Below are 24,446 nucleotides of genomic sequence, written 5' to 3'. Positions count from 1 at the left end.
AATGGTTGTTCTCCATTAAAGCAATATTGCACAGATACTCTTGCCAACTAGTAAAATAATTCTTAGTTACCTAAAGAAATACATAATTTATTATAGAATTTTCAGCCAAAACTATTGACAGGAGTTATCTGTGGATCTGAAAAAATTATCAAACTCAGTTGTCTTTTGCTCGATTCTGGTGCTTTTAGCATCTTGTTCGTATGCAATACTTTCAACTATCGTAACGCTCGCCGTAATGAACGGTTTTGGGATACCGGTCATTCTGGTCGGAAAGTTCGTCTACGGATGGATCATCCTTTTCGTACTTGTGGTTCTCATCTGGTTTGTCTATCAGAGAAAACAGCCAAAACATGCACCAAGCACTCTTCCGCTTTGGAAACGTGTTGTAACACTCATCATCACCGGTATTGTGATGGCGCTTGTGACGGTCTGTTACTTCCTCTCGCTTGGATACCTGCCGATCTCTCTTGCCGTTGTTTTACTCTTCCAGTATTCCTGGATAGGTGTGGTTATCGAGTCGGTCACCGGAAGAAGACTTCCTTCGAGAAATAAGGTCATTGCCTGTGTCGTCATCCTGATTGGTACGATCCTTGCAGGCGGTATCATTGGATCAGGTCTCTCACTTGCAGAGATGAATCCAGCCGGTATCGTGCTCGGTCTCCTTGCAGCATTCTTCTACGCCTTGTTCGTTCATCTGAGCGGAAGGGTCAGCCCGGAACTTGCACCAATGAACCGCAGTTTCTTTATTGCTACCGCCGGTATGGCCTTTGTTCTGCTGTTCGTCGGAACGCTCTATGGAGGGGCCGCAGTCATTGAAGGAATCACGAATGTGAATGCGTTGGCCTACAGTATCCCGCTCGGTCTCTTCGGTATCGCAATTCCGATCTTCTTCCTTGCAGTCGGAGCCCCGAAAGTCAGTACCGGTATGGCAACTATTCTGAACTCGGCTGAACTTCCGGTCGAGGTACTTGCAGCTGCCGTGATCATTCTTGAACCGGTCGCAGCACTTCGCTGGGTCGGTGTCATTGTCATCCTCATGGGTATCGCTCTTCCGTACATCCTTGAACGAAAGATCACCAGCGGTCTTGAAAAGTAGATCATACAAAATATTTCATATCACTTTTTTTGGGACCTTCTCCTCTTTGATGTTTTTTTCAGAATATTACGCAAGATCGGTTTCCCGGCCCGCAAGTTTACCATACTCAGGACCAAACTTTACTTGCTGATCACCCCAAATATCCGGGATAAAACACAATAAAACGGTATTTTACTTGCTCACTCAACAAATAAATTTGTTTTTATTTATGGTAAATAAAATAGTTTATAACCTTCAGTCTCCTGACGTATAGGTATGACAATCGTTGAAGATGCAAAAAAAGGCCTCATCACTGAAGAGATGAAGGTCGTGGCAAAGTCCGAAGGAGTCACCGAGGATTTCATCCGCCGGGGGATCGCCGGCGGTCATATCGTCATTCCGATGACGCCCTACCGGAAAGTAAAACTCTGCGGTATCGGCTCGGGACTTCGCACGAAAGTGAATGCATCGATCGGGACCTCGTCTGATATCGTGAATGTGGAAGAGGAGCTGGAAAAGGCACGTCAGGCAGAACTCGCCGGAGCAGACACGTTGATGGAGCTCTCGACCGGGGGGGATTTCCTTGACATCCGCAGAAGAGTCTGTGAGCAGTCAAATCTTTCCGTTGGTTCTGTGCCGCTGTATCAGGCGTTCATCGAAGCCGCGAGAAACAAAGGCGGCGTCGTGTTCATGGACGAGGACGATCTCTTCAAGATCACCGAACAGCAGGCAAAACTCGGTACGAATTTTATGGCGATCCACACCGGGATCAACTATGAGACCGTGAAGAGACTGAAAAATCAGGGCAGACACGGCGGGCTTGTCTCACGCGGAGGAGCGTTCATGACGGCATGGATGCTGCACAACGAGATGGAGAACCCTCTCTACCGCAGGTTCGACTACCTTGTCGAGATCCTGAAAGAGCACGAAGTCACCCTCTCCTTTGGAAACGGCATGCGGGCGGGCGCCTGTCATGACGCCACGGATCGTGCAGCCATTCAGGAACTTTTGATCAACGCAGAGCTTGCCGATCAGGCAACTGCCGCCGGCGTTCAGTGTATCATGGAAGGTCCGGGCCACATCCCGCTCGACGAGATCAAAACGAACGTCCAGCTCGAAAAGCGTGTTACGAACAACAAACCGTTCTACATGCTCGGCCCCCTTGTAACGGACATTGCTCCGGGATATGACGACCGTGTCGCCGCGATCGGCGCTTCCGTCTCGTCGGCCGCCGGCGCAGATTTCATCTGCTATGTGACGCCCGCCGAACACCTCGCTCTTCCGACCCCCGAAGAAGTGTATGAAGGTGTCATCAGTTCACGTATCGCCGCCCACGTCGGGGACATGGTGAAACTTCCAAAGACCCGTGAGGCGGATCTTGAGATGGGCCATGCACGCCGCGATCTCGACTGGGAACGCCAGTATTCCGTCTCTATCAACCCGGAAAAGGCACGCTGCATCAGAAACTCCCGTATGCCGGCCGACTCCGACGCCTGCACGATGTGCGGGGACTTTTGTGCGATCAAGATCGTGCAGAAAAACTTCAACTTCTAATCCCCCCGCTTTTTTTCGAACTCCCCGGTCTTCTGCAGGAAAAACTGGTTAACCTGATCTCTTTTTCTGAGAGCAACTATTTAACGCCCCTCGCCTATAAGTAGTATATCAGATATGTTCGAACTACTCCTCAGCCCAGCGGTACTGCCGTGGGTATTGATCGTCATCGGAGCCGCCCTTCTGCTTATTGAAGCCGGCTCGCCGGGCTTTTTCATGGCAGTTCCCGGAACCGCCCTGATCTTTCTCGGAGTCACGTCATTCTTCTTCGGGTTAGAGTTCCTCTCCTCTCCCTTAGGCATCACGCTGACCGTTTTTGCAGCGATCATCGCTGCGGTCATCACGGTGTTTATGTACAAGAAAATCTCTCCCGATCAGAAACCCACTACCTCGGGTCAGGACTCACTCATCGGCAAAACCGGTTTTGTCACGACGGAAGTCGTATTTGACTCGATCTCGGGCAAAGTCGAGATCGACGGCGTCGTATGGAGTGCCAAATGTATTGACGGGACCATCCCTCCCGGAACAAAAATCGAGGTGACCGCCGCGAGCGGTGTCCACCTCACCGTAAAAAAGGTCTAATTTATGGATGCATTAACATTACTTGCAATAATTCTCGTTGTCATCATCCTTTTCATATTTGCAAAAGGTGTCGTCATCGTTCAGCCGTATCAGAAAGGACTCGCAGTTCGTCTCGGAACCTACACGGGTCAGGTCAATCCGGGTTTCAAATGGGTCGTTCCGTTCATCACGACCGTCTACAAACTCGATCTCAGGACCCAGGTCATCGACGTCCCGTCCCAGGAAGTCATCACGAAAGATAACTCACCGACCGATGTGGACGCCATCATCTATGTCCGCGTCATGGACCCGGAACGCGCCTACTTCGAAGTAGCCAACTACCGTCAGGCGACCGTCGCCCTTGCCCAGACAAGTCTTCGTGGCATCATTGGTGATATGGAACTCGATGAGGTCCTCTACAACCGTGACATGATCAACCGCAGACTGCGGGACATCCTCGATAAGGAAACTGATCAGTGGGGTGTCAAGATCGAACGCGTCGAGATCAAGGAAGTCAACCCGATCGGCGCCGTCAAACAGGCAATGACCGAACAGACCTCTGCGGAAAGAGAACGGCGTGCTGCAATTCTTCGTGCAGACGGAGAAAAGCGTGCCGCGATCCTCAAAGCCGAAGGTCTCAGACAGAGTATGATCCTCGAGTCCGAAGGTGAACGTCAGAGTAAGATCCTTCGTGCGGAAGGTACCCGTCAGAGCCGGATCCTCGAAGCCCAGGGAGAAGCCCAGGGCCTTCGGATCGTCGCGCTTGGTTCAAGAGCGCTGGACAAACGGTCCATCACGGTCCTCTCCTTAAACACCATGCAGAAGATGGCCGACGGCCAGGCTACCAAGATCATCTTCCCGTTCGAGCTCACCAACCTGATCAAACAGGGTGCAAAGTTCCTTGGCGGCGAAGAGCTTGCCGAGATCGACGAGATCCCCGACATTGCTCTGGATGAAAACATCTTAGGCGACCTCCCGGACAAAGAGGAGATCGCAAAGGCCGTAGAAGCGGTCAAAAATGCAAGTGAACTTGCACGGACCCCGGAAGATATCGTCGAATAACCCCCCTCTTTTTTTGATCGTTTGGTATCAGCAGGGATCATTTTCCCGGATGCTTCATCTCTTATGACAAGGAATGTCTGCTAATGAAAACTAACTTACCCCTGCAGTACCTATAGATAGATACATCCAAGGGACGATATTATGGCACTCAAAATACTCCACACAGGCGGCCGCAAAAAAATACGGGATTCTGTAAAATTTGAACTGGAAAACGGCGCCGACACGCCGCAGTTCAGCTACGGCAAATTTCCGATCACCTACGCCGACACGCCGCAGTTCAGCTACGGCAAATTTCCGATCACCTACGCCGTCAACTTCCAGGGACTCTCGCTCTCCGTCGATCAGGAAAAGGGTATGTATCATTACCGGCGTGCTCTTGGCAACTGGAAGACCGAGAAGAACGTGTCCATGTCAAACGGCAGTCTCCTCATCCACCCGGTAGAGCCGCTCAACCTTCCTGACAATGTCACGGATTTTCTGGAGATAGGCTTTGACCCGATCATGATCGAGCCGGAAGGCAGATGCGTCGTTTTTGTGACCATGCCGATCGAGATCGGGGTTTTCATCGAGTCCGAAAGCGGCGAGACCGAGGTACTCGACATCGTCTCCTACATCTACCCCAAATACTCCATGTACGGCAATTCCAGCCGCGGCGTGATAACCCGGCATCATACAAGCAGTGTGTATTATTATCCCCCCAATGTCAGAAACTACCAGTCCGGCCTGCTCAAACTCGAGATCGAAAACAGGACGACCGGCTGGGTCAACATCGGCAGAGTGGTCCTTTATCAGAAAGGACTCTTCCTCTACTTCGATGAGCATATCACCGCAGCGACGGCGACCGTGGTCATCACCAGTCCCGATGTTGCCTCGGTGACGGGGATCGATTACCCTATCCGGGAGGATATGACACCCGCAAGCCGGGTGTATGTTCCCCGCAAGATCACGCCGTTTTATAATATTCCCGGTATGCTCAACGACACCGTCTTCACGATGGACATGGGGCTGATCTGAAATGGTCGATCTGTCGCTTTTCTTTACAGGAAACAGTTTTCTTGACACCAAGCTGATCGGAGAGATCACGTATGGCGACATGCTTGGGGTCATCATCATAGTCGTCGTGACCTATCTGCTTGCCCGCACGCTCTCCACTCTGCTCAGGCGGATTCTCGCGGGAAAAGTCGAGACGAGCAACATTGCGTTTCTGGCGAAACTCCTCAAATGGACCATCTACTTCATCGGCTTCCTTGTCATCAGCCCGTATCTCCACCTTGATCTCTCCGGCCTGATGGTCGCCGGGGGAGTGGTGGCCGTGGCATTTGGTTTTGCCTCGCAGAACACGCTCTCGAACTTTGTCGCCGGCGTTCTGCTGATGTTCGAGCGGCCGGTGGCGGTCGGCGACAACATCAGCGTGAACGGTACCGAAGGATATGTCGAAGACATCGGTCTGTTGTCAACAACGATCCGCACCTACAAAGGGCTGTTTGTCCGTATCCCCAACTCATCGATGTTCAGCTCGGAGATCACCAACTACGTGGCCCACATCGCACGGCGATTCGATTACGATATCAGGATCAGATACACAGATGATGCGAATAAAGCCGTCAAAGTGATCAAAGAAGTCATCGACAAACATCCCTACGCCCTCAGGAGTCCGGCTCCGTCGGTGTTTGTGGACGAACTGGGAAACAACAGTATCAACCTGAAAGTCCGCATCTGGTGTCCGTCAGGCTTCTGGTGGGATGTCAAGACCGACCTGCTCTGGAAGATCTTCAAGGCTCTCCGCAAAGCAAACATCGACATCCCGCTCCCGCAGGTGACCCTCTGGTACGGCGAAGAAGCGCCGAAGTCGGCCCGGTTGTCAGGAGGCAACGGCTTCACGCCTGATGAAGTGCTCGGAAAAAGCGAATCATCGCCGGAAAACGCCGTCAAGGTGATCAAGTAATGGACATAGCCCCTCTCCTCTCCCGCCTCACGGATGCCGATCTGAAACTGCGGCATGAAGCCGTCGAACAGCTGGCAACGCTTGCCCGAAACGATCCGGATCCGGTCGTTCCCGAGATCATTGCGGCACTAAAGGAAGCCGACCTCAACGTCCGCTGGTACCTCGGCCGTGCGCTGATCCGGATCGGCCCGTCCGCGATCCCCTTCCTTGTCGCTGCGTCGGAAGAGGAGACCGACATGGCGGTCCAGAAGTATTACGGCGCCGTTTTTGCGGCGTTCGGCGAAGAGAGCATCCCGACGCTTGTCGGCATGTTCGCCTCGGAAAATCCTACCACCCGCGGCATGGCGGCCGCCGCCCTGGAAAAGATCGGCGAGCCTTCGCTCCCGTCTCTTTTAAAAGCCGCGAAAAGTCCAAACGGCACCGTGAAACTCTGCGCCGTTTTGACGCTCGCAAAATTTCAGATCTATGACTACTGATCCATGGCAGAACTCGTAACCTCGCCTGAGTACCGGGCGTATCTCGACGGCCTTATCGCCGGCCTCGACCGGGCAATGGAGATTGCCAATGCGGCGAAAAGCATCGGCGTCGACCCCCGGCCGTATGTGGAGATCCCGATAGCGAGCGATCTCGCCGGCCGCGTGGAGGCTCTGCTCGGCTACAAAGGGGTCGCTGCAAAGATCCGGGAGCTCGAGGACAGGATGTCCAGAGAAGAGGCCGCTCTCAAGATCGGCGACGCCTTTGTCGGCAAGGAGTTCGGCGAGGCGGCCCGCGAGGAGATCCTCGATCACGCGATCCGTACATCCATGGCCCTTTTAACCGAAGGCGTGGTCGCGGCGCCGACCGAAGGCATCGGCAAGGTCGCCGTTCGAAGAAACGACGACGGGACCGAGTATCTCTCGATCTACTACGCGGGACCCATCCGATCCGCCGGAGGGACCGCCCAGGCGCTTTCCGTTCTCGTCGGTGATTATGTCAGACGGCTTCTCGGGATCGACCGGTACAAACCCCGTGATGACGAGATCGAGAGGTATGTCGAGGAGATCAAGCAGTACAACAACATCCAGAGTATGCAGTATCTCCCAAAAGACGATGACATCCGCATGATCATTCGTCACTGTCCGGTCTGTATTGACGGTGAACCCACCGAGCAGGAAGAGATCTCCGGATACCGGAATCTCGAACGCGTCGAAACGAACGTCGTCCGCGGAGGGATGTGCCTTGTCATCGCCGAAGGTATCGGACTGAAGGCCCCAAAGATCCAGAAGAACGTCGCAAAGATGAACCTTGACGGCTGGGAGTGGCTCGAGGAGCTCATCAGCGGAAACGCGCCCGCTCAGGAAGAGGAGGAGGAACCTGGCGTCCACCCAAAGGACAAGTATATGCGGGATATGCTCGCCGGCAGGCCTGCTTTTTCGTATCCGATGAGGAAAGGCGGGTTTCGGTTCCGCCTCGGCCGGTGCAGAAACACCGGTCTTGCGACCTGCGGATTCAATCCGGCCACCTTGCACATCCTTGACGATTATCTCGCGGTCGGCACGCAGATGAAGGTCGAACGGCCGGGTAAAGCCTGCGGGGTCGTTCCGTGCACAGATATCGAAGGGCCGACCGTCCGTCTGAAAAGCGGCGAGGTCTGCAGAATCGACACGCTCGATTCGGCGAACAAATATTATGATCAGATCGAGTACATCCTCGACATCGGGGAGATTCTGATCTCGTTTGGCGAGTTCATGGAGAACAACCATGTCCTCATGCCGCCAAGCTACTGTGAGGAGTGGTGGCTGCAGGAAGGCGGCTCCCGGCATCCGGCAGACGAAGCCGAGGCTCTCCGTTTTGCAGCGGAGGGCGCCTACCTTCATCCGGATTACACCTGGTTCTGGGACGACTGCACCGAGGAACAGCTGACCTTTCTTGCAGAAAAGACGGCCGCCTCCGGCTCGATGAAAAACGGTGTTTTGTACATCCGCGAGGATCCTGCGGTGAAAAAAGTACTCGAAGAGCTGCTCGTTCCGCACACCGTAGAAGAGGGATCCTATGTCCTGAGAACGCCGCTTGCCTTTCTCCGGGGACTCGGTCTGACCGATACGCTGGAAAGATCGTCAGCCTGGCAGACCCTCCCGCCGTTTACGAACGGTCTGATTATGGCGGCGCATCTCTCGGGTCTGAAGATGCGGTCCAAAGCCGGGACACGGGTCGGGGGAAGGATGGGCAGACCCGGCAAATCGGCGCCCCGAAAGATGAAACCGCCGGTCCATGTGCTTTTCCCCATCGGGGAGGCGGGCGGGATGAAACGTTCCATCGACAGCGCGTCAAAGATCTGCAGTGCAGATTCGGATGAGAACTTTGCGGGAACTTCGGTGACTGCGGGTCAGGTCGAGGGCCTTATCCAGATCCAGACCGGCGAGCGGCGGTGCCAAAAATGCGGGGCCGTCACGTTTAAGAGCCGGTGTCCCGACTGCGGCGCCCATACCGAAGCGGTGTACCGGTGTCCCCACTGTAATCAGGAAGGGGAACCCGGTCAGGACTCCTGCCCGCGGTGCGGAGCGAATCTGGTCTGTTCGAAGGAGAGTATCATCAGTCTGGCGCAGGAGTATGCGGCTGCGCTGAAAAACGTCGGGATGTCGCCTTCTTCAGCCCCCGAACTGAAAGGGGTCAGAGGGCTCATCTCGCGTGAACGGGTGATCGAGCCTATGGAGAAGGGTCTTCTTCGGGCGAAGAACACCATCTTCGTGTTCCGCGACGGGACGATCCGGTATGATATGATCGATCTGCCCCTGACGCATTTCCGTCCGGCGGAGGTCGGGGTTTCTGTGGAAAAGCTCCGGTCGATCGGCTATACGAAGGATATGCACGGGGCGGAGCTGACGGATGCTTCGCAGACTGCGGAGCTCCATCCGCAGGATATCATGGTGTCCGTGGACTGCGGGGAGTATCTGGTCAGAGTGGCCAGGTATATCGATGAGCTTTTGGTGAAGGTGTACGGGCAGGAGGCGTTTTATCATGTGGAGACGCCCGAGGATCTGGTGGGTCACCTGGTGATGGGTCTTGCGCCGCATACAAGTGCGGGCGTTCTCGCCCGGATCGTGGGGTTCACGAAGGCGAAGGCTGGATATGCCCATCCGTATTATCATGCGGCAAAGCGGCGAAACTGCGACGGGGATGAGGACTGTGTGATGCTTCTGATGGACGGTCTGCTGAACTTTTCGCGGTCTTTTCTGCCGAGCACCCGGGGCGGGACGATGGACGCTCCGCTGGTTCTGACGACGACGCTGAATCCAAAAGAGGTGGATAAGGAGACGCTGAACGTGGATGTGATGTCCCGCTATCCGCTGGAGGTTTACCTGGCGTGTCTGACGTACCGGCCGCCAAAGGAGGTCGGAAAGTTCGTGGATTATGTGGAGAAGCGGGTGGAGACGCCCGGCCAGTTCGAGGGTTTTTCCTTTACGCATGATACGACGGATATCTCGGAGGGGCCGATCGATACGATGTATACGAATCCGATCCTGAAGGGGACGGCGGATAAGATCAAGGCGGAGCTGGGGCTCGCTGACCGGATCCGGGCGGTGGATACGAACGATCTGGCAGAAAGGATCATCAACAGTCATCTGATGCCGGATATGATCGGTAATCTGCGGTCGTTTTCCAAGCAGGCTTTCCGGTGTCCGAAGTGTAAGACGAGTTACCGGCGGATCCCGGTTTCGGGGAAGTGCAATAAGTGCGGGGGGCCGGTGAAGGCGACGATGCATAAGGGGAACGTGACGAAGTATCTGGAGATCTCGAAGTATATGGCGGAGCATTATACGCTTTCGGATTATACGAATCAGCGGATCCAGGTGACGGAGATGAATATCAATTCGACGTTTGGAGAAGAGGAGAAGACGCAGATGGATCTGTCGGACTTCTTCTGACGGAAACCTTTAGGTTTCTCAGTGGAGGCGGATCGACGGTGCAACCGGCGATTTCAGCTAAGCAAACCGAAGGTTTGCGACCAAGTCAGAGCGAAGCGAAGACTTGCGACCGCGGGCGAGCCGATAGGCTCGCCCTCAGGTATGCGAAATTTGTAATGGTGCGGGAGTTTTTTTTTTGGTGTTTTTCGTGTTAGTGTACGGGATTTTCATTGATTGAGCGGATTCATCACACGAAATTCACGAAAAATTCACAAAAACACGAAAATAAAAAGAATGAAAAATGGTGAGAAAGATGTGGTTCCCTCCCCCGTCCCCCAACACCAAAAATCACAAATTCGCAAACCTTCGGTTTGCTCAGCTGAGGTCGGCCGCTTTCAGCGTCCAACCCGCCAACGAAATGCACGAAAAGGGGGACAGGGGTGGAGGGATGGAGACTCTTCTTTTTTATTTAGGGGTGTGGGGAAGTGACTGCGGGCTGGACGCTGAAAGCGGCCTTAGCGGAGGCGGATCGATGGTGCAACCGGCGATTTCAGCGGAGCAAGGCTTTGCCTTGCGACCGCGGGCTGACGGCAAAGCCGGCGGTGAATGACTTTTTTTAAATAGGACTTACGCGGTGTTTGTGTAACTCTAATTCGTAAAGGAGTTTTTTGGGTGTGGAAACATAAAAATAACCAACCGCGAATCGGCGCACTCGCAAACCTTTGGTTTGCTCTCCGCTTCGCGGTTGGTTTTATCTCATGTGTCCACACCCAGTACTACCCTTCCCAAATTGGATTGGGAATGACACCGCGTAACTCCTATTTTAAAATAGGAGTCACGCAGGGTTGGGGCGGATCTCATTCAGGCGGAAGATGTTTCCACACTCAGTCACCTCCTTTCCGAATTGGATTGACACGAACACCCCCTCCTCAAATCAACATCTCTGCCTCATCAGTAACCTATTTCCCCTCAGTAGCGAAGCTACATAGTATGACGATCTACGTAACACAACTTGACAAAACCCCCATCGCAGACACCCCTCACAAAGTGGACGTCCGAAAGATCCACGGATCGGCGGTCACCGACATCGTCGTCATCAGTCTCCAGCCGGGCGAATCCCTCAAAAAGCACATGACCCCCGTCGACGTCCTCTTTTATGTACTCGAAGGACAGGGGACCGTCGTCATCGGCGACGAACAGGAAAATGTGGAAAAGAACTCCCTCATCGAAAGCCCCAAAAACATCCCGCATCTGCTCATAAACGACAGCAATGCCCTGTTTCGGGTCATGGTCATCAAACAGCTCACAACCAGCGACGGAAAGGAGATGAAGACCAGGATCCTCTAACCCTCCCCGATGACCCCGCCGGGGGGTCACCCCTCCTTCTGCTTTATTCCGTCAACCAGGAGCTTCAGCCCGGCACAGATCACCAGAACCGGCCCCACCACATAACCTCCCCAGACAACCACTCCGAGAACGCCGAGCAGAATCAGTTTTGCTCCCCGATACTTCACGGGTCTCATCATATACCGCAGGATCAAAACTCCCATGACCAGCGGGATCAGAATAAAGATCGCCGTCACCAGAAACGATCCCGCAAACCCGGTTTTCATAAGCGCCATAAGCGCCTGGACCAGCATAAAACCCGACCCCGCCAGATACAGCAGACCTCCGGCCGATCCGGCGAGCGTCTCCGGATGTAAAGGCAGCGGCTCTTTTTTGAACCTGAACAGATACACCATCCCAATCAGGACAATAAACACGGGAAATCCGACCACAAACGCCTGGCTGCTCCCTTCCCACACCCGCACGTTCCCGATCGAAAGAGGGATCATGATCCATTCCGCCAGAGTGAACTCCTCGCGAAACCCGAGCGCAAGCCCGTAATTTCCGGCATTCGTTCCTTTGTTCACCATCGCGATATAATACGTGCCCGGGACCTCAGCGATGTATTCAGCCTTCAGCCACTGATAATTTGCGGCAGGCGTGAACGGTTCATACTCCGGATGATCGGGCTTTGTTCCCGGGATCACCAAATATCCGCTGCCTGCAGGAACACTGACGGCGGCAAAGATCCCGATGACAGCGCCGGTCGTTTCCGATGCGTCGACGATGTCGTTTGTGATGCCGGCGGGGAAAACCCCGGAAGAGGTCCCGGAGCCGCTGGATAGTAAGGTGCGGATCGTTCCGGTGCCTGAGCGGGAGGCGGCGGTTATCACGTTCAAGGGAAAAACCCGTGAGGAGGAGGTGAAGGAGGTTGAGACCCGGCTCTTGAAAGGGCTTCGTGACGCGGGGATAGAGCCGGCGGGAGAGGTGTTTTTGATGCGGTATAATCCGCCCTGGACGCCGGGATTTTTGCGGCATAATGAGGTGGGGGTGGAGGTTAAGCGGTGAAGAAAAGGGTTTCAAAACAGGAATAATTCCGATGCGAGGGGAGGGATTCGAACCCGCGAACTACTTAAGAACAGATCTTGAGTCAGTCTCCGTTGGCCACTTGGATACCCTCGCGAAAATACTTGTACATATTGGCTATGGGTTCTAATGAAGCTGTCGTCTTTCGGCGGTCAGTTCATCTTATGATAGGAGTTACGCGGTGTTATTCTCAACCGAAATAAACTGATGTACTTATGAGATGTCTTCGAGTTCGTGTATGGGATATCTTTTGAAACAAGAGAAAAACCAACCGCGAATCGGCGCGAACCGCAAAGCTTCGCTTTGCTCTCCGCTTCGGGTTTTCGACCCTCGCTTGAATCCGCCCTACGGGCGAGAGTGAGGATCAGCAAATCCGATTCTTTGAGCAAGCCAACGGCTTGCGGGATTCGCGCCGATTCGCGGTTTGTTTTTCTTCATGCTTCCACACCCAACAAACATCCTTCCCGATATGGATAAAAAAACCCATATTAAATTTGGACACATTTTTCTCAAAACCCTGGGAAAATTTTCTAAACCCTAAATATACCCTTATTTCCTACAAAATACAGAGTTTTGGAAAAAATGTGTCCAACATGATAAAACCCCAAAATCAAGCTATTTTTAATAAAAAACTGAATTCAAAAGGTTTCTCGTGGACACGACCGGTTTTCAGAACGTGTCCAAAACCTCCCCTAAAAAATGAGTTGGACACGTTTCAAAAATACAACGTGTCCAAACTCAAGACCCACATTTCAGCCGGCAGTTGAAAAATCGTCCTGCCCCGGACTTAATCTCCTCAAACCCATACACCCGCATCCCCTTAAACAGCGCCCTCTTCTCCTTCTCCGACAGACCCTGCCGGAAATTCACCTGCGAATACTCATCATACCCCGGCATCTGGATCTTCGAAAGCCCCACCGGAATATCATGCCTGGCACACCACGAAATATACGCCTCCTCCAGCTCCAGACGGGAAACCCGCCCTGTCTCCGACTTCTCCACACACTCCTCAATGAATGCCGACACCTCGAACCCTGCAAGCAGCTCATTCTGCGTCGAAGCACAAAACGCCGGAACCGGCAAAAGACCTTCCTTCGTATATGCGATAAGCTCATCCACCATCATCGAAAAGATCGCATCCTTCTCTGCAAGCAAAGACTCCCGGATATCCTTCACCCGCTCATCCCCCGCAAACAGATGCGGAAACGGGATCGTTTTCAGCCGGCGCAGCAGGGCAAAATCCAGCGTCTTATCGAATCTCGGCAGCTCATTCGTCACCCCCACCGGCGTGCAGACCACCTTCTGCGGCCGCGACTTCGCATACATATCGCGGAACCGGCTCGTCATCGCGTCCCCCGTCAGCGCTTTCACCGTATCCGCACTGATCCGCCCGCCCCGGGACTCCTCATCGCTCGCCTCCGAGATCAGCATCGCACGCTTCGAAAGCGACCGGGAAATACCCGACGCCGGCCGGTCCTCAAATCCTGCATACAGCTCCCGGACCGACGCCTCCGACATCTCGGGCCCGAAGATCTCCCGCAGCACGTCGATCGTCGTCGACTTCCCGTTGCTTCCCTTCCCCCACAGGAAAAGGATGATCTGCTCGGGATTTCCCGGATACAGCAGATAGCCCGTCAGCCGCAGAAAAAACCGGCCGAGCTCAATCATCCGAAGCGTCCGCTCCTCTTCCGAAAGGCCGCTCGTGTTGTCGTCAAACACCTTTTTGAGGTGGTCGATGAACGCCTGCGAGCGAAGCCCGGGCGTGTAGGTCAGATCGAAGTAGATCAGCGGATACTTTTCGCGGATCGAATCGCACGCCCAGATCGGGATGAACTCGCCGGTTTTGCAGTCGATCGCACCGTTTTTGCAGGTGATATACCGGCCGTCGGAAGCTTCGGCGAGGTTCACCTGCATGGAGGAGCCTTCGATCATTTTCCGAAGAGACACCTGTTTTGTGTGGTTTTTGCTGAGGTTCAGGTGATTCTGGAGCTGAGCAACGAGGTTTCGCATCTCGGGGGTGTTTTCGATTTCTGCCCGCCGGTTCCAGTATTTCTGTTCTTCTTCGATGCTTTTGCCGATGAACCGGAGGGTTTTGCCGATTTTGTCGCCGGCAGGTTCCCAGTGATTGTTGATAAAGGCATACCATTCGCCGCTCGCGACGTCGTAGACAAGGTGGCCGGCGGCTTCTTTTTCGAAGCGGACGGCGTTTCCTTCGTCGTTGAGGGAGTTGAGGAGAGCGTCAGGCGAGGGGAGCTGCCGGCGGATCATGGTCTTTCGCTCCCAGGGCGGGGCAGAAGACGGGTCGAAGAACCGGAGAAGGAACGCTTTTTCGGGACCTTCGGGTTCATTGTCCGTGATGTGTTCTTTGACGGCCCGACGAAGATCGGGGCCGGTATCGAAGGTGGTGATTATGTCGACGAGTTCGCCGTTTTTATACAGACCGAACCGGTAGGCGCTCAAATCCAGGTTGACACCGGGGTGTTCGGGCGAGAGTTGTTCTGTGATCGTTTCGTGATGCTTTACTGTGTAAGGCATCGGCAGGGTTGTTTGCACTTCAATCAAGGCTAGGTTGTCACTCCTTTTCTTAGTTTTATCAAATGTATCATGATATACAGAATAATTAGATAGCATAGTATTTATAGCTATAACCCGTATATGTAAATAGATACATTATGTCTGAAGAAAGAAACGATGATCAGATCCTGATCCGGCTCCCGAAGAACCTGAAGATGCAGCTGGAAACGGCGGCACGCGTGGAAGGGACGACGGTTCAGGATTGGGTGCGAAAAGCGATGGTGAATCGGATCAGTCTGCTGAATGTGTGCCCGGCGTGCGGCACGGTGAATTCAGGGACGGCGAAGTTCTGTAATGAGTGCGGGGCGAGTCTGAAGGATAGTAAGAGGTCGATGTATTTCGCGTGGCTGAAGGATCTGCTGAGGGAGGAGCTTGAGGAAGGACGGGATCTTGACGCGGTTCTGAAGGTTCTGGATGATCCGGCAGGGGCGCAGGCGAAGATGGAAAAGAAGGGGAAGTGGATGGTGAAGACGGAGGAGAAGAGGGAGTAGGGGATCCCCTCAATCCTCCAAGGTTATTGGAACGCGTAGGTTTTCTTATTTAATATCGTATTTTTTAACAGTATCCCGAAGTTGCGAGGCGTATTTGTAAATATCCGGAATTGAATTAATAACCTGCCTCTCCTCTTTTTCATTATTAAATAACCCAATATAGCGCTTTGTTTCACTGTTAAAATATAACCGGCAAATTGGTTTTCTATTTGTATCATCCAAAATGATGCTGCAATACGATTTTACATCTCTCATTATGACCCGTTCAGGAGCAACGATATCACTCAGTATTGCACGAATGATGTAGAACCCTTCTATCTCACTTTGGGTTGTAGTAATTTCAGAATCATCTTCAATGATGCCTTCGTCCACTGGTTTTTCTTCTGGTTTTTCAGATAGTTCAGGAGCCATGGCAGATTTCAGCCGCTCATTTATTACATCATTGATATACTGGTTCAAAGCACGTTTGGTGATTTCGGTAAAGTTACTAACCATATTTTTAGTGAGCCGGCCGTCATAAATCTGATGAGCAAAGTATTGCACGATCTCTTGTGATGGAGATTCCATATCCTGAGCGAGAATTTGTTTTATCTCCTTGATATATTTCATGTTCAATGCTGAGGGGAGGATTTTGTCAACATTGAAAGATTCCTTTCTAAACTGTTTGAGTGTCTCAATATTCTGATCAGTGAGGTTTACCATATCCAATTCAAGAAAGGGCTTTGTATCCATCTTGTTTGGAGCATCAATATCAGAGAAAAACAAATATTTCTTACCATTAGTAAGGATCCCAAGTTTTGCCGGAACAACGGAAAAATACCGGAAAAGTTGTGACATGTGTATTGATGCTAAATCAACATCAAAAGATTTACACTCGATTAATATTACAGGTTTCCCCTCTTTCATAATCGCATAATCAACTTTCTCTCCTTTTTTTGTTCCAACATCTGCTATGCACTCAGGGCATACCTCGCTTGGATCAAATACATTATAGCCAAGAATTTGAAGAAAAGGTAAAATTAATCCATTTTTTGTTGCTTCTTCTGTTTTTACACTCTCGATAATTTTTGGAATGCGAACTGAAAAAGCGCGTAGTTGATCGTTAAAATCCATTAAAATTCACAAGTTAATGATATAGTCCAAAAATATATAGTTGTTTCCCCAAATATTCTAGATGGGAGTTACGTGGTGTTGTGATCTCGACTGACACCAACTGACGTACGTATAAGATGTATTTCGATTTCGTGTAACGCTGGGTTTGGATGTATGAGATATTCCACCGCGAATAAGCCCAAGCGGGCAAAGCCCGCTTGAGGCGGCACGCAAGCCTTCGGCTTGCACGCAATCGCGAATCTCCGCGAATCGCATTTTTCTTGCGCCGTCGTGCTCTGCTCCGGCTGATGCGTGCAAATCGAAGATTTGCGTGCCGCCTCAAATGGGCTTTGCCCATTTGGGCTTCGCCTGCGCAGGAATCGCACGCCGTCTGGAAAAGTCCACGAGCTGAAAGCTCGTGAGACGTCTCAAGAGCCTTTGGCTCTTGGACAAATGCTATCGGAAAAACCGGCGTGCCGGTTTTTCTCTCCGTAAACTTCTCTATTTGTGTAATCGAAAAAATAATGAAACAATAGAAAAACCCGCACGCGGGTTTTTCCGATAGCATTTTTCAAGAGAGGGTGCGATTCCTGCGTAGGCGATCAGCCGGAGCAGAGCACCCGAACGTAAGGAAAATGCGATTCGCGTTAATTCGCGGAGATTCGCGGTTAAATAATCTCTTGTGTCTACACCCAGTAATACCCTTTCCGAATTGGATTCAGAATAACACCGCGTAACTCCTATTAAAAAACAAAAAAAAAGGGATTATCCCCCCACTCACAGGATAAACGTCACATACACGATGCCCGCAAAGATCCCGGCAACCAGAAGGACCGTCACGAGATCTGCCGCATGGTAGACCATCTTCCTCCGGTGCTCCGACGCTTTCCGGTAGCCCCGCATATCGATCGTCAGCCCAAGCGTATCCGCCTTTGCAAGCGAATTCAGCATAAGCGGAAGCATCACCGGGCCGAGCTGCTTCAGCTTCCCGATAACGCCTCCTCCGGGAGAGTACCCGCGGGAAAGCTGCGCCTCATTGATCCTGACACCCTCTCTCTGCAGAGTCGGGATAAACCGGATCGCGATCGTCAACGGCGGTTCGCAAGCCAACAGCCCCGACCGTCTCATGACGCCTGGAAACGGTTATTGGGTATATGTCGACACGCAAAGCACGATGACAGGACTCACGGCGTGACAGCAATGAAAAAACTGCTCATCACCCTCCTCCCCTCCCTTCATCTCTCCCCGAAACGCGGCCCTTCGACCCGTGCCGGCGGCCGCTCCCCGCTCCTCACCGGAGCCGGTGCATTATAACACTCCATACACACGATCATACAGTTTCTCACCTCATCCTTCCCCCCTTCAAGAACCGGTTTGATATGCCTCGCCTCCCAGCCTCCCCGTCCCTGCGCACTCCCTCTGCTCGCATACACCAGTTTCTTCCCGCAGACCTGACAATACCCGTTCACCCGGTCAAACGCGTTTTTCACCACATCTTCTGTAAATGCCATATCTTCTCCATTACGTAGGAGTAGGTCTCTCCGTCACTATAAACCTATCCATAACTGCTATTTTCAAAAATCCCGGGATTATGCGGGGAAATGACCCGCAAACTGGCCCCTCATCTAAAAAAAATCTCTCCGTTTGTTCAGAGAGCCCCTCTCACGTTCCGCGTCGCTATGCACATCCTTGCTAGCTTCTCGAATGCCGTCTCAGGCGTATGCATCCGAAGACCGCAGTCCGGATCGATCAGAATATTCTCTGCCCCAAACGCATCCACGCAGAGCATGATCCGCCGCTCGATCTCCTCCACCGACTCCACGTTTGGATCCGAACTCTTCACACACCCGCAGCCGATCTTCTTCCCCCCAAGATCCCGCTTTGAAAGAACCGAAAGATTCTCCATCGAAACCGCATACTCGAAATCCAGAATATCCACCGGAAGCTTCGTCCACGAATCCGCGATCTCCCCAAGCATCCCGCACGTATGGATACACGACGGGGTCTTGATCCCTGCAAAAATGATCTTCAGCGCCTCCCGTGCCGTATCCACAGAGATCGCCCCCGTTGAAAGGATCGGCTCGTCCACCTGAATGATCGAAACCCCCGTCTCCGCAAGAAACTTCGCTTCCTGATGCAGAGCGGCCGCAAGATCCATCACCACCTCCTCCTTATTCCGGTAGATCGGCGTGTTCACCTGCAAAGCATACGCAAGCGTGCAGGGGCCTGTCAGGATCCCCTTCACATACTTCGTCTGCGTCAAAGCATACTTCGTATCGCCCACCGTGATCGGCTTATCGGCCGCCCCGATCCTGCCGACGACCGTCTTTTCAGAGATCCCCGGCAGCTTCGAAACGAATGCCTGCACCATATCCGATCTCACCTGCCCGTCGGAGATGATATCCACCCCTGCTCTCAGCTGCTCTGCTACTGCAAACTGAACCGCTTTTTTATACGGGTCTATAAGGGACGAAAGTCCCGTCCCTTTCACGCAGGGAAACGAACCGACGACCGTCGTCGGCATAAGGCACGGCAGATCCATGATAAAGTAGGTCGTCCTGCGCAGATAAAAATCCTCTGGATCCGGTCTTCCCGATTTTGCCGCGACCAAAGATTATATCAACGCTCAAAGGAATCTATTCATTAGTCACCCATGTCCGCACCATTAAAGATCCCGAAGATGCTAAAACCCGAATACGACTCACTTATTCGTGACAACGTAATATCCCGGATCGCGTTTTTCGGTAAAGATCATCCCTACATCGCACCCTTCCTCTATGTATTCGATGAGAAAAACCTCTACTTCCTCTCGACCAGATACGGCAAAAAGGTGGAGTTGTTCTCCCAGAATCCGGCCGTCTCTGTCGAAATAGAGGATGTCGCTTTGGATATGTCGACATACAGGTTTGTGACGCTTCTCGGCAAGCTCTCCGAGGTGACGGATGACGAGAGAAAACGTGCGGTAAAACGCCACTTCGTCCAGCTGATCTCAGACAAAAAAATCTCGGAAAACAGTCTCTATGCCCTGGGTCATTCACCCACCGAGTCACCTGAGAAGATCATCGGCGAAGACCGGACAATGGTTTGGAAATTGGTTGATGTGAAGGAGATCGTTGCGCTGAAAAACGGATGATCTCCACATTTTAAAAAATTATAGATTGCCTCAAAAAAAGATGCTTTCCCATGCTGGATATACCCCGTGGGAAAAGCATCTGATCATTTAAGCTTTTTCTCGAGTTTCTTGAGCTTTTTCTGGGCTTCTTTGCTTCCGTCGGCAGCCTGCTTGGCGAGTTCTTCTGCCTTTGCTTTCTTTACTTTGTTGAGTTTTTCCAGTTGTTTTTTACTTGTCGGCATACTTTTTACCTCGCTGTACTTTTGCTGATTCAGATTGGCGTTGAACCCTGTTAAAAATATCCCCGGGATTTTTATTTGATGTGAAGAAAACTTCATATGAAATAAACTTCACATACCATAGTATGAAAAAGAATATCCTCATTTCCGTCTGCGGACTTGCCGCCGGGATCGTTCTGATCCTTCTGGCCGTATTTGTATTTACAGGAAGTACTACGTTGAACGGAGCATGTTACGGGATCGGCGCAGCGTTACTCGTTCTCTCGGCGGGAAATCTGGTTGGTGCATCCGTTAAAAAAGCTGTTGAGACGCCCGAAACTCTCAAAATCCAGGAGATCGAGGAGCATGACGAGCGGAATATCCGTATCCGTGAACGTGCCGGCTGGAATACTGTCCGGATCTTTACGCCGGTTTTGTGTGCATGCACGCTTGTTTCGGCGCTGGCAGGAGCCGAGGTGTATGTGACGTTTGCGGCGTGCGGGCTTGTTCTTCTGGTTGCCGGGCTTTCGATCGGGTCGCAGATCTATTACGACAAGAGGCTGTGATGAAGAACCGGATAAAAGAACTGCGGGCCGCCCGTGATCTGACCCAGGCGGAGCTTGCAGAGATCATCTCCGTTTCGTCGCGAACGATCATTTCGCTTGAGAAGGGCCAGTATAATCCGTCGGTCCTCCTTGCGCACAAACTTTCTCTTGTATTCGATTGTCCGATCGAAGAGGTGTTTCTTTTCGGCGAAGAGGACGGGATCTGAAATCAGATGCGATAATCTACGATCACACTTTTTTCACTCACGCTTCTCACATACTTTGTGACCGGATCTATGTGATAGGGATGCTCTGCATATCCGCGGAGAGCGGTTTCGTCGTCTACGATGACTGAAAGCGCGATGTCAAACGACCGTTCGGTGTGCGCATAGTCGATGCCGACTTCGATCTCGCGGATCTGTTGAACAACGCCTTTCATCGAAAGGAGCATCTCGCGGGTTTTTTCAGCGCAGGCAGGGTCTTTGAGTTTGAAAAGGACGATGTGCTTTATCATAAAAAAGGGGTTATGGGCTGACTCTGTGTCGGTCCCGCGGGAAGAGAACGGCTTCTCTGATATTCTGGAGATCGAGCATGGTCATGACCAGGCGTTCGGCACCGAGTCCCCAGCCTGCGTGGGGCGGCATGCCGTATCTGAACGGGTTTAAGTAGAACTCGAACGCATCGGGGTTGAGACCTTTTGCTTTGATCTGCTCAACGAGGAGGGAGTGGATATGACAGCGCTGGGCGCCGGAGGTCAGTTCCATTCTGGGGTGCATCATATCGAACGCACGGCAGATCTCGGGGCGGTCTTCGAAAGGCATGGTGTAGAACGGTCTCGTCGAGGTAGGCCATTCGGTGATGAAGTACATGGTACCCATCTTTTCACCAACGACTCTCTCGGCAGCGGTCGAGAGGTCGTCACCGAAGACGAGCGGTTCGCCGCCGGCGGTGGAGATCTCGATGGCTTCTTTGTAGGTGATGCGGGGGAACGGAACGGTCGGGACCTTGAAGTCGGTGATGCCGAGGGTTTCCAGAGCGTCGCCGCAGTGTTCTGCGACGTATGCATACGCAGAAGCGACGACGTTTTCGAGCATCTTCATGGCGTCTTCTTCGTCAGCGAAGGACATTTCGATATCGATCGAGGTGGCTTCGTTTAAGTGACGAACGGTGTTGTGCTCTTCTGCACGGAAGATCGCGCCGATCTCGAAGACTCTGTCAAACCCGGCACTCATGAGCATCTGTTTGTAGAGCTGAGGGGACTGATTTAAGAATGCTTCCTTGTCGAAGTAGGCGAGCGGGAAGAGTTCGGTTCCTCCTTCGGTTGCGGCAGCGACGATCTTCGGGGTCTGGACCTGGGTGAATTTCTGGTCCCAGAGGTATTCGCTGATGGCGCGGAGACAGGCGTTTCTGATCTGGAAAATAGCGTTGATGCGGGGTTTTCTGAGATCGAGGTACCGGTTGTCGAGCCGGGTGTCGAGTTCGGCGGGAACTTTTTCCGAGACATCCAGCGGCAGCGGGGTCTCGGCACGGGAGATAACGCGAAGCGTCTCGGGGACGAGTTCGCGTCCTCCGGGCGCTTTTTCGGTGGCTTTGACCACGCCTTCACATTCGATGACTGACTCGCGGGTGGCGTCTTTGACGGCGGCGAGTACTTCGGGGGTGACTTTCTTTTTGGGTATGGTGACCTGAAGGATCCCGGTTCTGTCGCGAACGAGGAGGAAGGTGAGCCCTCCAAGATCACGTTCTTCGTGGACCCAGCCTGCAATGTGCGCACGCTCAACTGCGGGGGTCACGTCTTTTATTGGTATACGCATAAAATCTCTATAGTATTTGCGGTGGAGATAGATTAGTGTTTGTTCCAGGCAGATCCACTTTCCATGAGATGTGTGCATACAGCCCTTCGTCCGGGAAGACGAGGCTGCCGTTTGCTCCCCGGACGAGCACTGAATCCAGATATTTTCGGATGATTTCTTTCTGCCGCTCGTCATGGGCTTCCATCCGGTCGGCATACTCGCTGACTGCGGTCTCCAGATCCGGATATCCCCGTTCGTCTTTCATTGGATACACGGCAATATCCGCATAGATCCCCATTTGAAACAGACAGTTCCAGATGACATCGGCTTTGGGTTTTGCCCAGTACTTCTCCCCGTGCAGACTTTCCGACCCCCTTATGGTCTCGTGGGGCGGGATGATCTCGGATGCCTTTACGTACAGCGGGTTCCTTCGCGGTATGTGGTACTGGTGGCTGCCTCCGGCATTATGCATAATTCTCGGCGTTCTGGTGATCACCAGTCTTGCCTTTATCCATGAACGCGGGGTCCGTGAGGTGGTGCAGGTATGACGGATATGCTTGAGATCACTGATCTGTCGGTTTCGTTCCCGGGGTCTGGCGGAAAGATCCCTGCAGTTCGCGATGTCTCTCTCTCGCTTGCGCACGGAGAGTGTCTCGCGATCGTCGGCGAGTCGGGGTGCGGAAAGTCCGTGGTCGCTCAGTCGGTGATGGGTCTGCTTCCTTTCGGGACGGAGGTGCTTGGCAGGATTTCGTATCAGGGTCAGGATCTTTTGCATCTCACTGAACGCGAGCTGGAATCGATCCGCGGTCAGGAGATCGGGATGGTGTTTCAGAGTCCGGAGAGGGCCCTCAATCCGGTGATGAAGATCGGAAAACAGCTGGTCATGCCGCAGGTGATCCACGGACTCTGTTCGGAAACGGATGCAAAGCTGCGGGCCGAAGGGGTTCTCCGGGGTCTTGGTCTGGATGCAGGCCGGGTGATGGATGCCTATCCCTGGATGTGTTCGGGGGTATGTGTCAGCGGATCGTGTTTGCCGCGGTGTCGCTGCTTCATCCGAATCTGGTGATCGCCGATGAGCCGACGAAGGGTCTGGATGCCGCCAATGTGAAGGATCTTGAGGCGATGCTTTCTACGGTGACCGCCGGAAATCGGGCCGGGCTGCTTTTGATCACGCATGATATGGATGTGGCTTCCCGTCTTTCGAACCGGATCGCGGTCATGTACTGCGGGATGATCGTTGAAGAGGGGGAAACGCGTGAAGTGCTGACGTCGCCAAAACATCCCTACACCCGGGGTCTTCTCGGCAGTCTTCCAAAGAACGGATTCGTTCCGATCCCGGGGATCTCTCCCGCACTTACCGATCTGCCGGAAGGCTGCGTGTTCCATCCGCGATGCCCGCATGCCGGCGAACGGTGCAGAACGGCTGTTCCCGATCTTAAAGACGGGGTGAGGTGTCATAAATGCTGATCCTTGAAGCTGAGCATATCTCCAGATCCTACGGCATGAACCCTGCTCTGGATGATTTTTCTCTTTCGCTCTCTCCCGGCGAGACGGTCGGGCTTACGGGTCCTTCGGGTTCGGGAAAAAGTACCTGCGCCCGGATCCTTGCCGGACTGGAACGCTCCGATACCGGGTCCGTCAGGTATGCCGGAAAAACGCTGACCCGCCCTGACCCCGGGATCCAGATGATCTTTCAGGATCCGGCAGGTTCGTTCAATCCGGTTTTGACGATCCGGCAGTCGCTTTCAGCTGTTCTGAGCCTTCGCCGTGTTCCAAAATCGGATCATCACGCCGTTCTTCTGGCTGAGTTCGAACGAGCCGGTCTGCAGACCGAGATCTTATCGCGCTATCCTGACCAGATCTCCGGCGGTCAGGCACAGAGGGTCGCGATCGTCCGGGGCATGCTCGTTCACCCGAAGGTGATGATCCTGGATGAACCGACCTCGGCGCTGGATGTTTCGGTCCAGGCGCAGATCCTGCACCTGCTGAAAGATATCCAGAAGGAAAACGGTGTCGCCTATGTGTTCATCTCGCACGATCCCTCGGTCGTCTCATTCATGGCGGACCGGGTGATTTGTCTGTAAGGTTTTTCCTTCAGATCCTGATGCGCAGTTTGATATTTTTTCCTGCC

Annotated in this window: 28 protein-coding genes and 1 tRNA gene; 18 read left to right on the top strand and 11 right to left on the bottom strand. The window is 52.9% G+C overall.

The window, feature by feature from the left end; translation table 11 throughout:
* Positions 1 to 178 precede the first annotated feature (178 nt).
* The 9 genes from H575_RS01740 to H575_RS01695 all read left to right on the top strand — a co-directional run bounded on the left by H575_RS01740 (position 179) and on the right by H575_RS01695 (position 11,425).
* Positions 179 to 1,096 (top strand): EamA family transporter, encoded by a 918-nt coding sequence (locus tag H575_RS01740; protein ID WP_143744974.1) that lies wholly within the window; start codon positions 179 to 181, stop codon positions 1,094 to 1,096.
* 255 nt (positions 1,097 to 1,351) lie between these two features.
* Positions 1,352 to 2,629 carry a phosphomethylpyrimidine synthase ThiC gene (gene thiC / locus H575_RS01735; RefSeq protein ID WP_042696862.1) on the top strand — a complete coding sequence of 426 codons (1,278 nt, stop codon included), beginning with the start codon at positions 1,352 to 1,354 and terminating at the stop codon, positions 2,627 to 2,629.
* A gap of 114 nt (positions 2,630 to 2,743) precedes the next feature.
* Positions 2,744 to 3,208, top strand: a complete 465-nt coding sequence (locus tag H575_RS01730) for an NfeD family protein (protein ID WP_042696859.1) — start codon at positions 2,744 to 2,746, stop codon at positions 3,206 to 3,208.
* A 3-nt stretch (positions 3,209 to 3,211) separates the two neighbouring features.
* Entirely contained in the window at positions 3,212 to 4,249 is a 1,038-nt protein-coding gene (locus H575_RS01725; RefSeq protein WP_042696856.1) for an SPFH domain-containing protein, read from the top strand.
* 141 nt (positions 4,250 to 4,390) lie between these two features.
* Positions 4,391 to 5,263 (top strand): DUF432 domain-containing protein, encoded by an 873-nt coding sequence (locus H575_RS01720; RefSeq protein ID WP_042696853.1) that lies wholly within the window; start codon positions 4,391 to 4,393, stop codon positions 5,261 to 5,263.
* Position 5,264: 1 nt separating this feature from the next.
* Positions 5,265 to 6,194 carry a mechanosensitive ion channel family protein gene (locus tag H575_RS01715; protein ID WP_042696851.1) on the top strand — a complete coding sequence of 310 codons (930 nt, stop codon included), beginning with the start codon at positions 5,265 to 5,267 and terminating at the stop codon, positions 6,192 to 6,194.
* Positions 6,194 to 6,670: a HEAT repeat domain-containing protein gene (locus H575_RS01710; RefSeq protein ID WP_042696848.1), complete on the top strand. Its 477-nt coding sequence runs from the start codon at positions 6,194 to 6,196 to the stop codon at positions 6,668 to 6,670. Before H575_RS01715 ends, H575_RS01710 begins: the two co-directional genes overlap by 1 nt.
* A gap of 3 nt (positions 6,671 to 6,673) precedes the next feature.
* Positions 6,674 to 10,099, top strand: a complete 3,426-nt coding sequence (locus tag H575_RS01705) for a DNA polymerase II large subunit (protein ID WP_042696845.1) — start codon at positions 6,674 to 6,676, stop codon at positions 10,097 to 10,099.
* Positions 10,100 to 11,068: 969 nt separating this feature from the next.
* Entirely contained in the window at positions 11,069 to 11,425 is a 357-nt protein-coding gene (locus H575_RS01695; RefSeq protein WP_180738240.1) for a cupin domain-containing protein, read from the top strand.
* A 26-nt stretch (positions 11,426 to 11,451) separates the two neighbouring features.
* On the opposite strand, the gene H575_RS09510 is transcribed toward H575_RS01695, so the two are convergent.
* On the bottom strand, positions 11,452 to 12,303 hold the full coding sequence (locus H575_RS09510; protein ID WP_042696838.1) for a hypothetical protein: 852 nt from the start codon (positions 12,301 to 12,303) through the stop codon (positions 11,452 to 11,454).
* Between H575_RS09510 and H575_RS09075 the strand changes: the two genes are divergently transcribed.
* Positions 12,191 to 12,472, top strand: coding sequence for an SOUL family heme-binding protein (locus H575_RS09075; protein WP_342664203.1), 282 nt, complete (start codon positions 12,191 to 12,193; stop codon positions 12,470 to 12,472). The genes H575_RS09510 and H575_RS09075 overlap by 113 nt on opposite strands.
* A gap of 32 nt (positions 12,473 to 12,504) precedes the next feature.
* Here H575_RS09075 and H575_RS01685 read toward each other — a convergent pair.
* Together H575_RS01685 and H575_RS01680 are read right to left on the bottom strand one after the other, a co-directional pair.
* Positions 12,505 to 12,586 (bottom strand) — tRNA-Leu (locus tag H575_RS01685).
* Between the two features lie 642 nt (positions 12,587 to 13,228).
* Entirely contained in the window at positions 13,229 to 15,025 is a 1,797-nt protein-coding gene (locus tag H575_RS01680) for a hypothetical protein (RefSeq protein ID WP_042696835.1), read from the bottom strand.
* A gap of 137 nt (positions 15,026 to 15,162) precedes the next feature.
* Here H575_RS01680 and H575_RS08850 point away from each other — a divergent pair, with 137 nt between their 5' ends.
* Positions 15,163 to 15,555 carry a zinc ribbon domain-containing protein gene (locus H575_RS08850; RefSeq protein ID WP_052319900.1) on the top strand — a complete coding sequence of 131 codons (393 nt, stop codon included), beginning with the start codon at positions 15,163 to 15,165 and terminating at the stop codon, positions 15,553 to 15,555.
* A gap of 45 nt (positions 15,556 to 15,600) precedes the next feature.
* Here H575_RS08850 and H575_RS01670 read toward each other — a convergent pair whose 3' ends face one another.
* The 4 genes from H575_RS01670 to H575_RS01650 all read right to left on the bottom strand — a co-directional run bounded on the left by H575_RS01670 (position 15,601) and on the right by H575_RS01650 (position 19,258).
* On the bottom strand, positions 15,601 to 16,668 hold the full coding sequence (locus tag H575_RS01670) for a type I restriction endonuclease (protein WP_042696829.1): 1,068 nt from the start codon (positions 16,666 to 16,668) through the stop codon (positions 15,601 to 15,603).
* A gap of 756 nt (positions 16,669 to 17,424) precedes the next feature.
* Positions 17,425 to 17,757 carry an energy-coupling factor transporter transmembrane component T gene (locus H575_RS09605; RefSeq protein ID WP_342664200.1) on the bottom strand — a complete coding sequence of 111 codons (333 nt, stop codon included), beginning with the start codon at positions 17,755 to 17,757 and terminating at the stop codon, positions 17,425 to 17,427.
* A 125-nt stretch (positions 17,758 to 17,882) separates the two neighbouring features.
* Positions 17,883 to 18,158 carry an HNH endonuclease gene (locus H575_RS01655; RefSeq protein WP_042696824.1) on the bottom strand — a complete coding sequence of 92 codons (276 nt, stop codon included), beginning with the start codon at positions 18,156 to 18,158 and terminating at the stop codon, positions 17,883 to 17,885.
* 137 nt (positions 18,159 to 18,295) lie between these two features.
* Positions 18,296 to 19,258 (bottom strand): methionine synthase, encoded by a 963-nt coding sequence (locus H575_RS01650; RefSeq protein ID WP_342664199.1) that lies wholly within the window; start codon positions 19,256 to 19,258, stop codon positions 18,296 to 18,298.
* A gap of 42 nt (positions 19,259 to 19,300) precedes the next feature.
* Between H575_RS01650 and H575_RS01645 the strand changes: the two genes are divergently transcribed.
* Positions 19,301 to 19,780 carry a pyridoxamine 5'-phosphate oxidase family protein gene (locus H575_RS01645; RefSeq protein ID WP_042696821.1) on the top strand — a complete coding sequence of 160 codons (480 nt, stop codon included), beginning with the start codon at positions 19,301 to 19,303 and terminating at the stop codon, positions 19,778 to 19,780.
* Between the two features lie 83 nt (positions 19,781 to 19,863).
* Here H575_RS01645 and H575_RS09375 read toward each other — a convergent pair whose 3' ends face one another.
* A complete protein-coding gene (locus H575_RS09375; protein ID WP_095641605.1) occupies positions 19,864 to 20,097 on the bottom strand; it encodes a hypothetical protein in 234 nt (77 codons plus the stop codon).
* A 26-nt stretch (positions 20,098 to 20,123) separates the two neighbouring features.
* On the opposite strand from H575_RS09375, the gene H575_RS01640 reads away from it, so the two are divergent.
* Positions 20,124 to 20,543: a hypothetical protein gene (locus H575_RS01640; protein WP_042696816.1), complete on the top strand. Its 420-nt coding sequence runs from the start codon at positions 20,124 to 20,126 to the stop codon at positions 20,541 to 20,543.
* On the top strand, positions 20,543 to 20,749 hold the full coding sequence (locus H575_RS01635; protein ID WP_042696814.1) for a helix-turn-helix transcriptional regulator: 207 nt from the start codon (positions 20,543 to 20,545) through the stop codon (positions 20,747 to 20,749). The genes H575_RS01640 and H575_RS01635 overlap by 1 nt, the downstream gene beginning before the upstream one ends.
* Positions 20,750 to 20,751: 2 nt before the next feature.
* Here H575_RS01635 and H575_RS01630 read toward each other — a convergent pair whose 3' ends face one another.
* The 3 genes from H575_RS01630 to H575_RS09065 are packed head-to-tail and all read right to left on the bottom strand — an operon-like array spanning position 20,752 to position 22,580.
* Positions 20,752 to 21,036 carry a Dabb family protein gene (locus H575_RS01630; protein WP_042696812.1) on the bottom strand — a complete coding sequence of 95 codons (285 nt, stop codon included), beginning with the start codon at positions 21,034 to 21,036 and terminating at the stop codon, positions 20,752 to 20,754.
* Between the two features lie 10 nt (positions 21,037 to 21,046).
* Positions 21,047 to 22,336 carry an aspartate--tRNA(Asn) ligase gene (gene aspS / locus H575_RS01625; RefSeq protein ID WP_042696810.1) on the bottom strand — a complete coding sequence of 430 codons (1,290 nt, stop codon included), beginning with the start codon at positions 22,334 to 22,336 and terminating at the stop codon, positions 21,047 to 21,049.
* A 7-nt stretch (positions 22,337 to 22,343) separates the two neighbouring features.
* Complete coding sequence (locus H575_RS09065) at positions 22,344 to 22,580, bottom strand: hypothetical protein (RefSeq protein WP_155897827.1); 237 nt, start codon at positions 22,578 to 22,580, stop codon at positions 22,344 to 22,346.
* 52 nt (positions 22,581 to 22,632) lie between these two features.
* On the opposite strand from H575_RS09065, the gene H575_RS09060 reads away from it, so the two are divergent.
* Genes H575_RS09060 through H575_RS01610 form a run of 4 tightly spaced genes read left to right on the top strand, consistent with a single transcriptional unit; the run spans position 22,633 to position 24,399 of the window.
* Positions 22,633 to 22,863, top strand: coding sequence for a hypothetical protein (locus tag H575_RS09060; RefSeq protein WP_209314974.1), 231 nt, complete (start codon positions 22,633 to 22,635; stop codon positions 22,861 to 22,863).
* Entirely contained in the window at positions 22,860 to 23,381 is a 522-nt protein-coding gene (locus tag H575_RS08845; RefSeq protein WP_052319898.1) for an ATP-binding cassette domain-containing protein, read from the top strand. The genes H575_RS09060 and H575_RS08845 overlap by 4 nt, the downstream gene beginning before the upstream one ends.
* Positions 23,327 to 23,782: an oligopeptide/dipeptide ABC transporter ATP-binding protein gene (locus tag H575_RS08840; protein WP_081406607.1), complete on the top strand. Its 456-nt coding sequence runs from the start codon at positions 23,327 to 23,329 to the stop codon at positions 23,780 to 23,782. Before H575_RS08845 ends, H575_RS08840 begins: the two co-directional genes overlap by 55 nt.
* Positions 23,776 to 24,399, top strand: coding sequence for an ABC transporter ATP-binding protein (locus H575_RS01610; protein ID WP_042696805.1), 624 nt, complete (start codon positions 23,776 to 23,778; stop codon positions 24,397 to 24,399). Before H575_RS08840 ends, H575_RS01610 begins: the two co-directional genes overlap by 7 nt.
* Positions 24,400 to 24,446 lie beyond the last annotated feature (47 nt).

This window comes from Methanocorpusculum bavaricum DSM 4179 (assembly GCF_000430905.1).
Taxonomy (GTDB): domain Archaea; phylum Halobacteriota; class Methanomicrobia; order Methanomicrobiales; family Methanocorpusculaceae; genus Methanocorpusculum; species Methanocorpusculum parvum.
This window is presented reverse-complemented; position numbering and strand designations above follow the sequence as displayed.

What these genes read in the sequence shown, in the direction of transcription:
- H575_RS09060 (WP_209314974.1), top strand. Translation starts at nt 22,633, where the DNA reads ATGACATCGGCTTTGGGTTTTGCCCAGTACTTCTCCCCGTGCAGACTT.
- H575_RS01645 (WP_042696821.1), top strand. Translation starts at nt 19,301, where the DNA reads ATGTCCGCACCATTAAAGATCCCGAAGATGCTAAAACCCGAATACGAC.
- H575_RS01610 (WP_042696805.1), top strand. Translation starts at nt 23,776, where the DNA reads ATGCTGATCCTTGAAGCTGAGCATATCTCCAGATCCTACGGCATGAAC.
- H575_RS01730 (WP_042696859.1), top strand. Translation starts at nt 2,744, where the DNA reads ATGTTCGAACTACTCCTCAGCCCAGCGGTACTGCCGTGGGTATTGATC.
- H575_RS01720 (WP_042696853.1), top strand. Translation starts at nt 4,391, where the DNA reads ATGGCACTCAAAATACTCCACACAGGCGGCCGCAAAAAAATACGGGAT.
- H575_RS01680 (WP_042696835.1), bottom strand. Translation starts at nt 15,025, where the DNA reads ATGCCTTACACAGTAAAGCATCACGAAACGATCACAGAACAACTCTCG.
- H575_RS01725 (WP_042696856.1), top strand. Translation starts at nt 3,212, where the DNA reads ATGGATGCATTAACATTACTTGCAATAATTCTCGTTGTCATCATCCTT.
- H575_RS01635 (WP_042696814.1), top strand. Translation starts at nt 20,543, where the DNA reads ATGAAGAACCGGATAAAAGAACTGCGGGCCGCCCGTGATCTGACCCAG.
- H575_RS09065 (WP_155897827.1), bottom strand. Translation starts at nt 22,580, where the DNA reads ATGAAAGACGAACGGGGATATCCGGATCTGGAGACCGCAGTCAGCGAG.
- H575_RS01630 (WP_042696812.1), bottom strand. Translation starts at nt 21,036, where the DNA reads ATGATAAAGCACATCGTCCTTTTCAAACTCAAAGACCCTGCCTGCGCT.
- H575_RS08845 (WP_052319898.1), top strand. Translation starts at nt 22,860, where the DNA reads ATGACGGATATGCTTGAGATCACTGATCTGTCGGTTTCGTTCCCGGGG.
- H575_RS01655 (WP_042696824.1), bottom strand. Translation starts at nt 18,158, where the DNA reads ATGGCATTTACAGAAGATGTGGTGAAAAACGCGTTTGACCGGGTGAAC.
- aspS (WP_042696810.1), bottom strand. Translation starts at nt 22,336, where the DNA reads ATGCGTATACCAATAAAAGACGTGACCCCCGCAGTTGAGCGTGCGCAC.
- H575_RS08850 (WP_052319900.1), top strand. Translation starts at nt 15,163, where the DNA reads ATGTCTGAAGAAAGAAACGATGATCAGATCCTGATCCGGCTCCCGAAG.
- H575_RS01670 (WP_042696829.1), bottom strand. Translation starts at nt 16,668, where the DNA reads ATGGATTTTAACGATCAACTACGCGCTTTTTCAGTTCGCATTCCAAAA.
- H575_RS09075 (WP_342664203.1), top strand. Translation starts at nt 12,191, where the DNA reads ATGTCGTTTGTGATGCCGGCGGGGAAAACCCCGGAAGAGGTCCCGGAG.
- H575_RS01710 (WP_042696848.1), top strand. Translation starts at nt 6,194, where the DNA reads ATGGACATAGCCCCTCTCCTCTCCCGCCTCACGGATGCCGATCTGAAA.
- H575_RS01695 (WP_180738240.1), top strand. Translation starts at nt 11,069, where the DNA reads ATGACGATCTACGTAACACAACTTGACAAAACCCCCATCGCAGACACC.
- H575_RS09375 (WP_095641605.1), bottom strand. Translation starts at nt 20,097, where the DNA reads ATGAAGTTTTCTTCACATCAAATAAAAATCCCGGGGATATTTTTAACA.
- H575_RS01715 (WP_042696851.1), top strand. Translation starts at nt 5,265, where the DNA reads ATGGTCGATCTGTCGCTTTTCTTTACAGGAAACAGTTTTCTTGACACC.
- H575_RS01705 (WP_042696845.1), top strand. Translation starts at nt 6,674, where the DNA reads ATGGCAGAACTCGTAACCTCGCCTGAGTACCGGGCGTATCTCGACGGC.
- thiC (WP_042696862.1), top strand. Translation starts at nt 1,352, where the DNA reads ATGACAATCGTTGAAGATGCAAAAAAAGGCCTCATCACTGAAGAGATG.
- H575_RS01640 (WP_042696816.1), top strand. Translation starts at nt 20,124, where the DNA reads ATGAAAAAGAATATCCTCATTTCCGTCTGCGGACTTGCCGCCGGGATC.
- H575_RS08840 (WP_081406607.1), top strand. Translation starts at nt 23,327, where the DNA reads ATGTGTCAGCGGATCGTGTTTGCCGCGGTGTCGCTGCTTCATCCGAAT.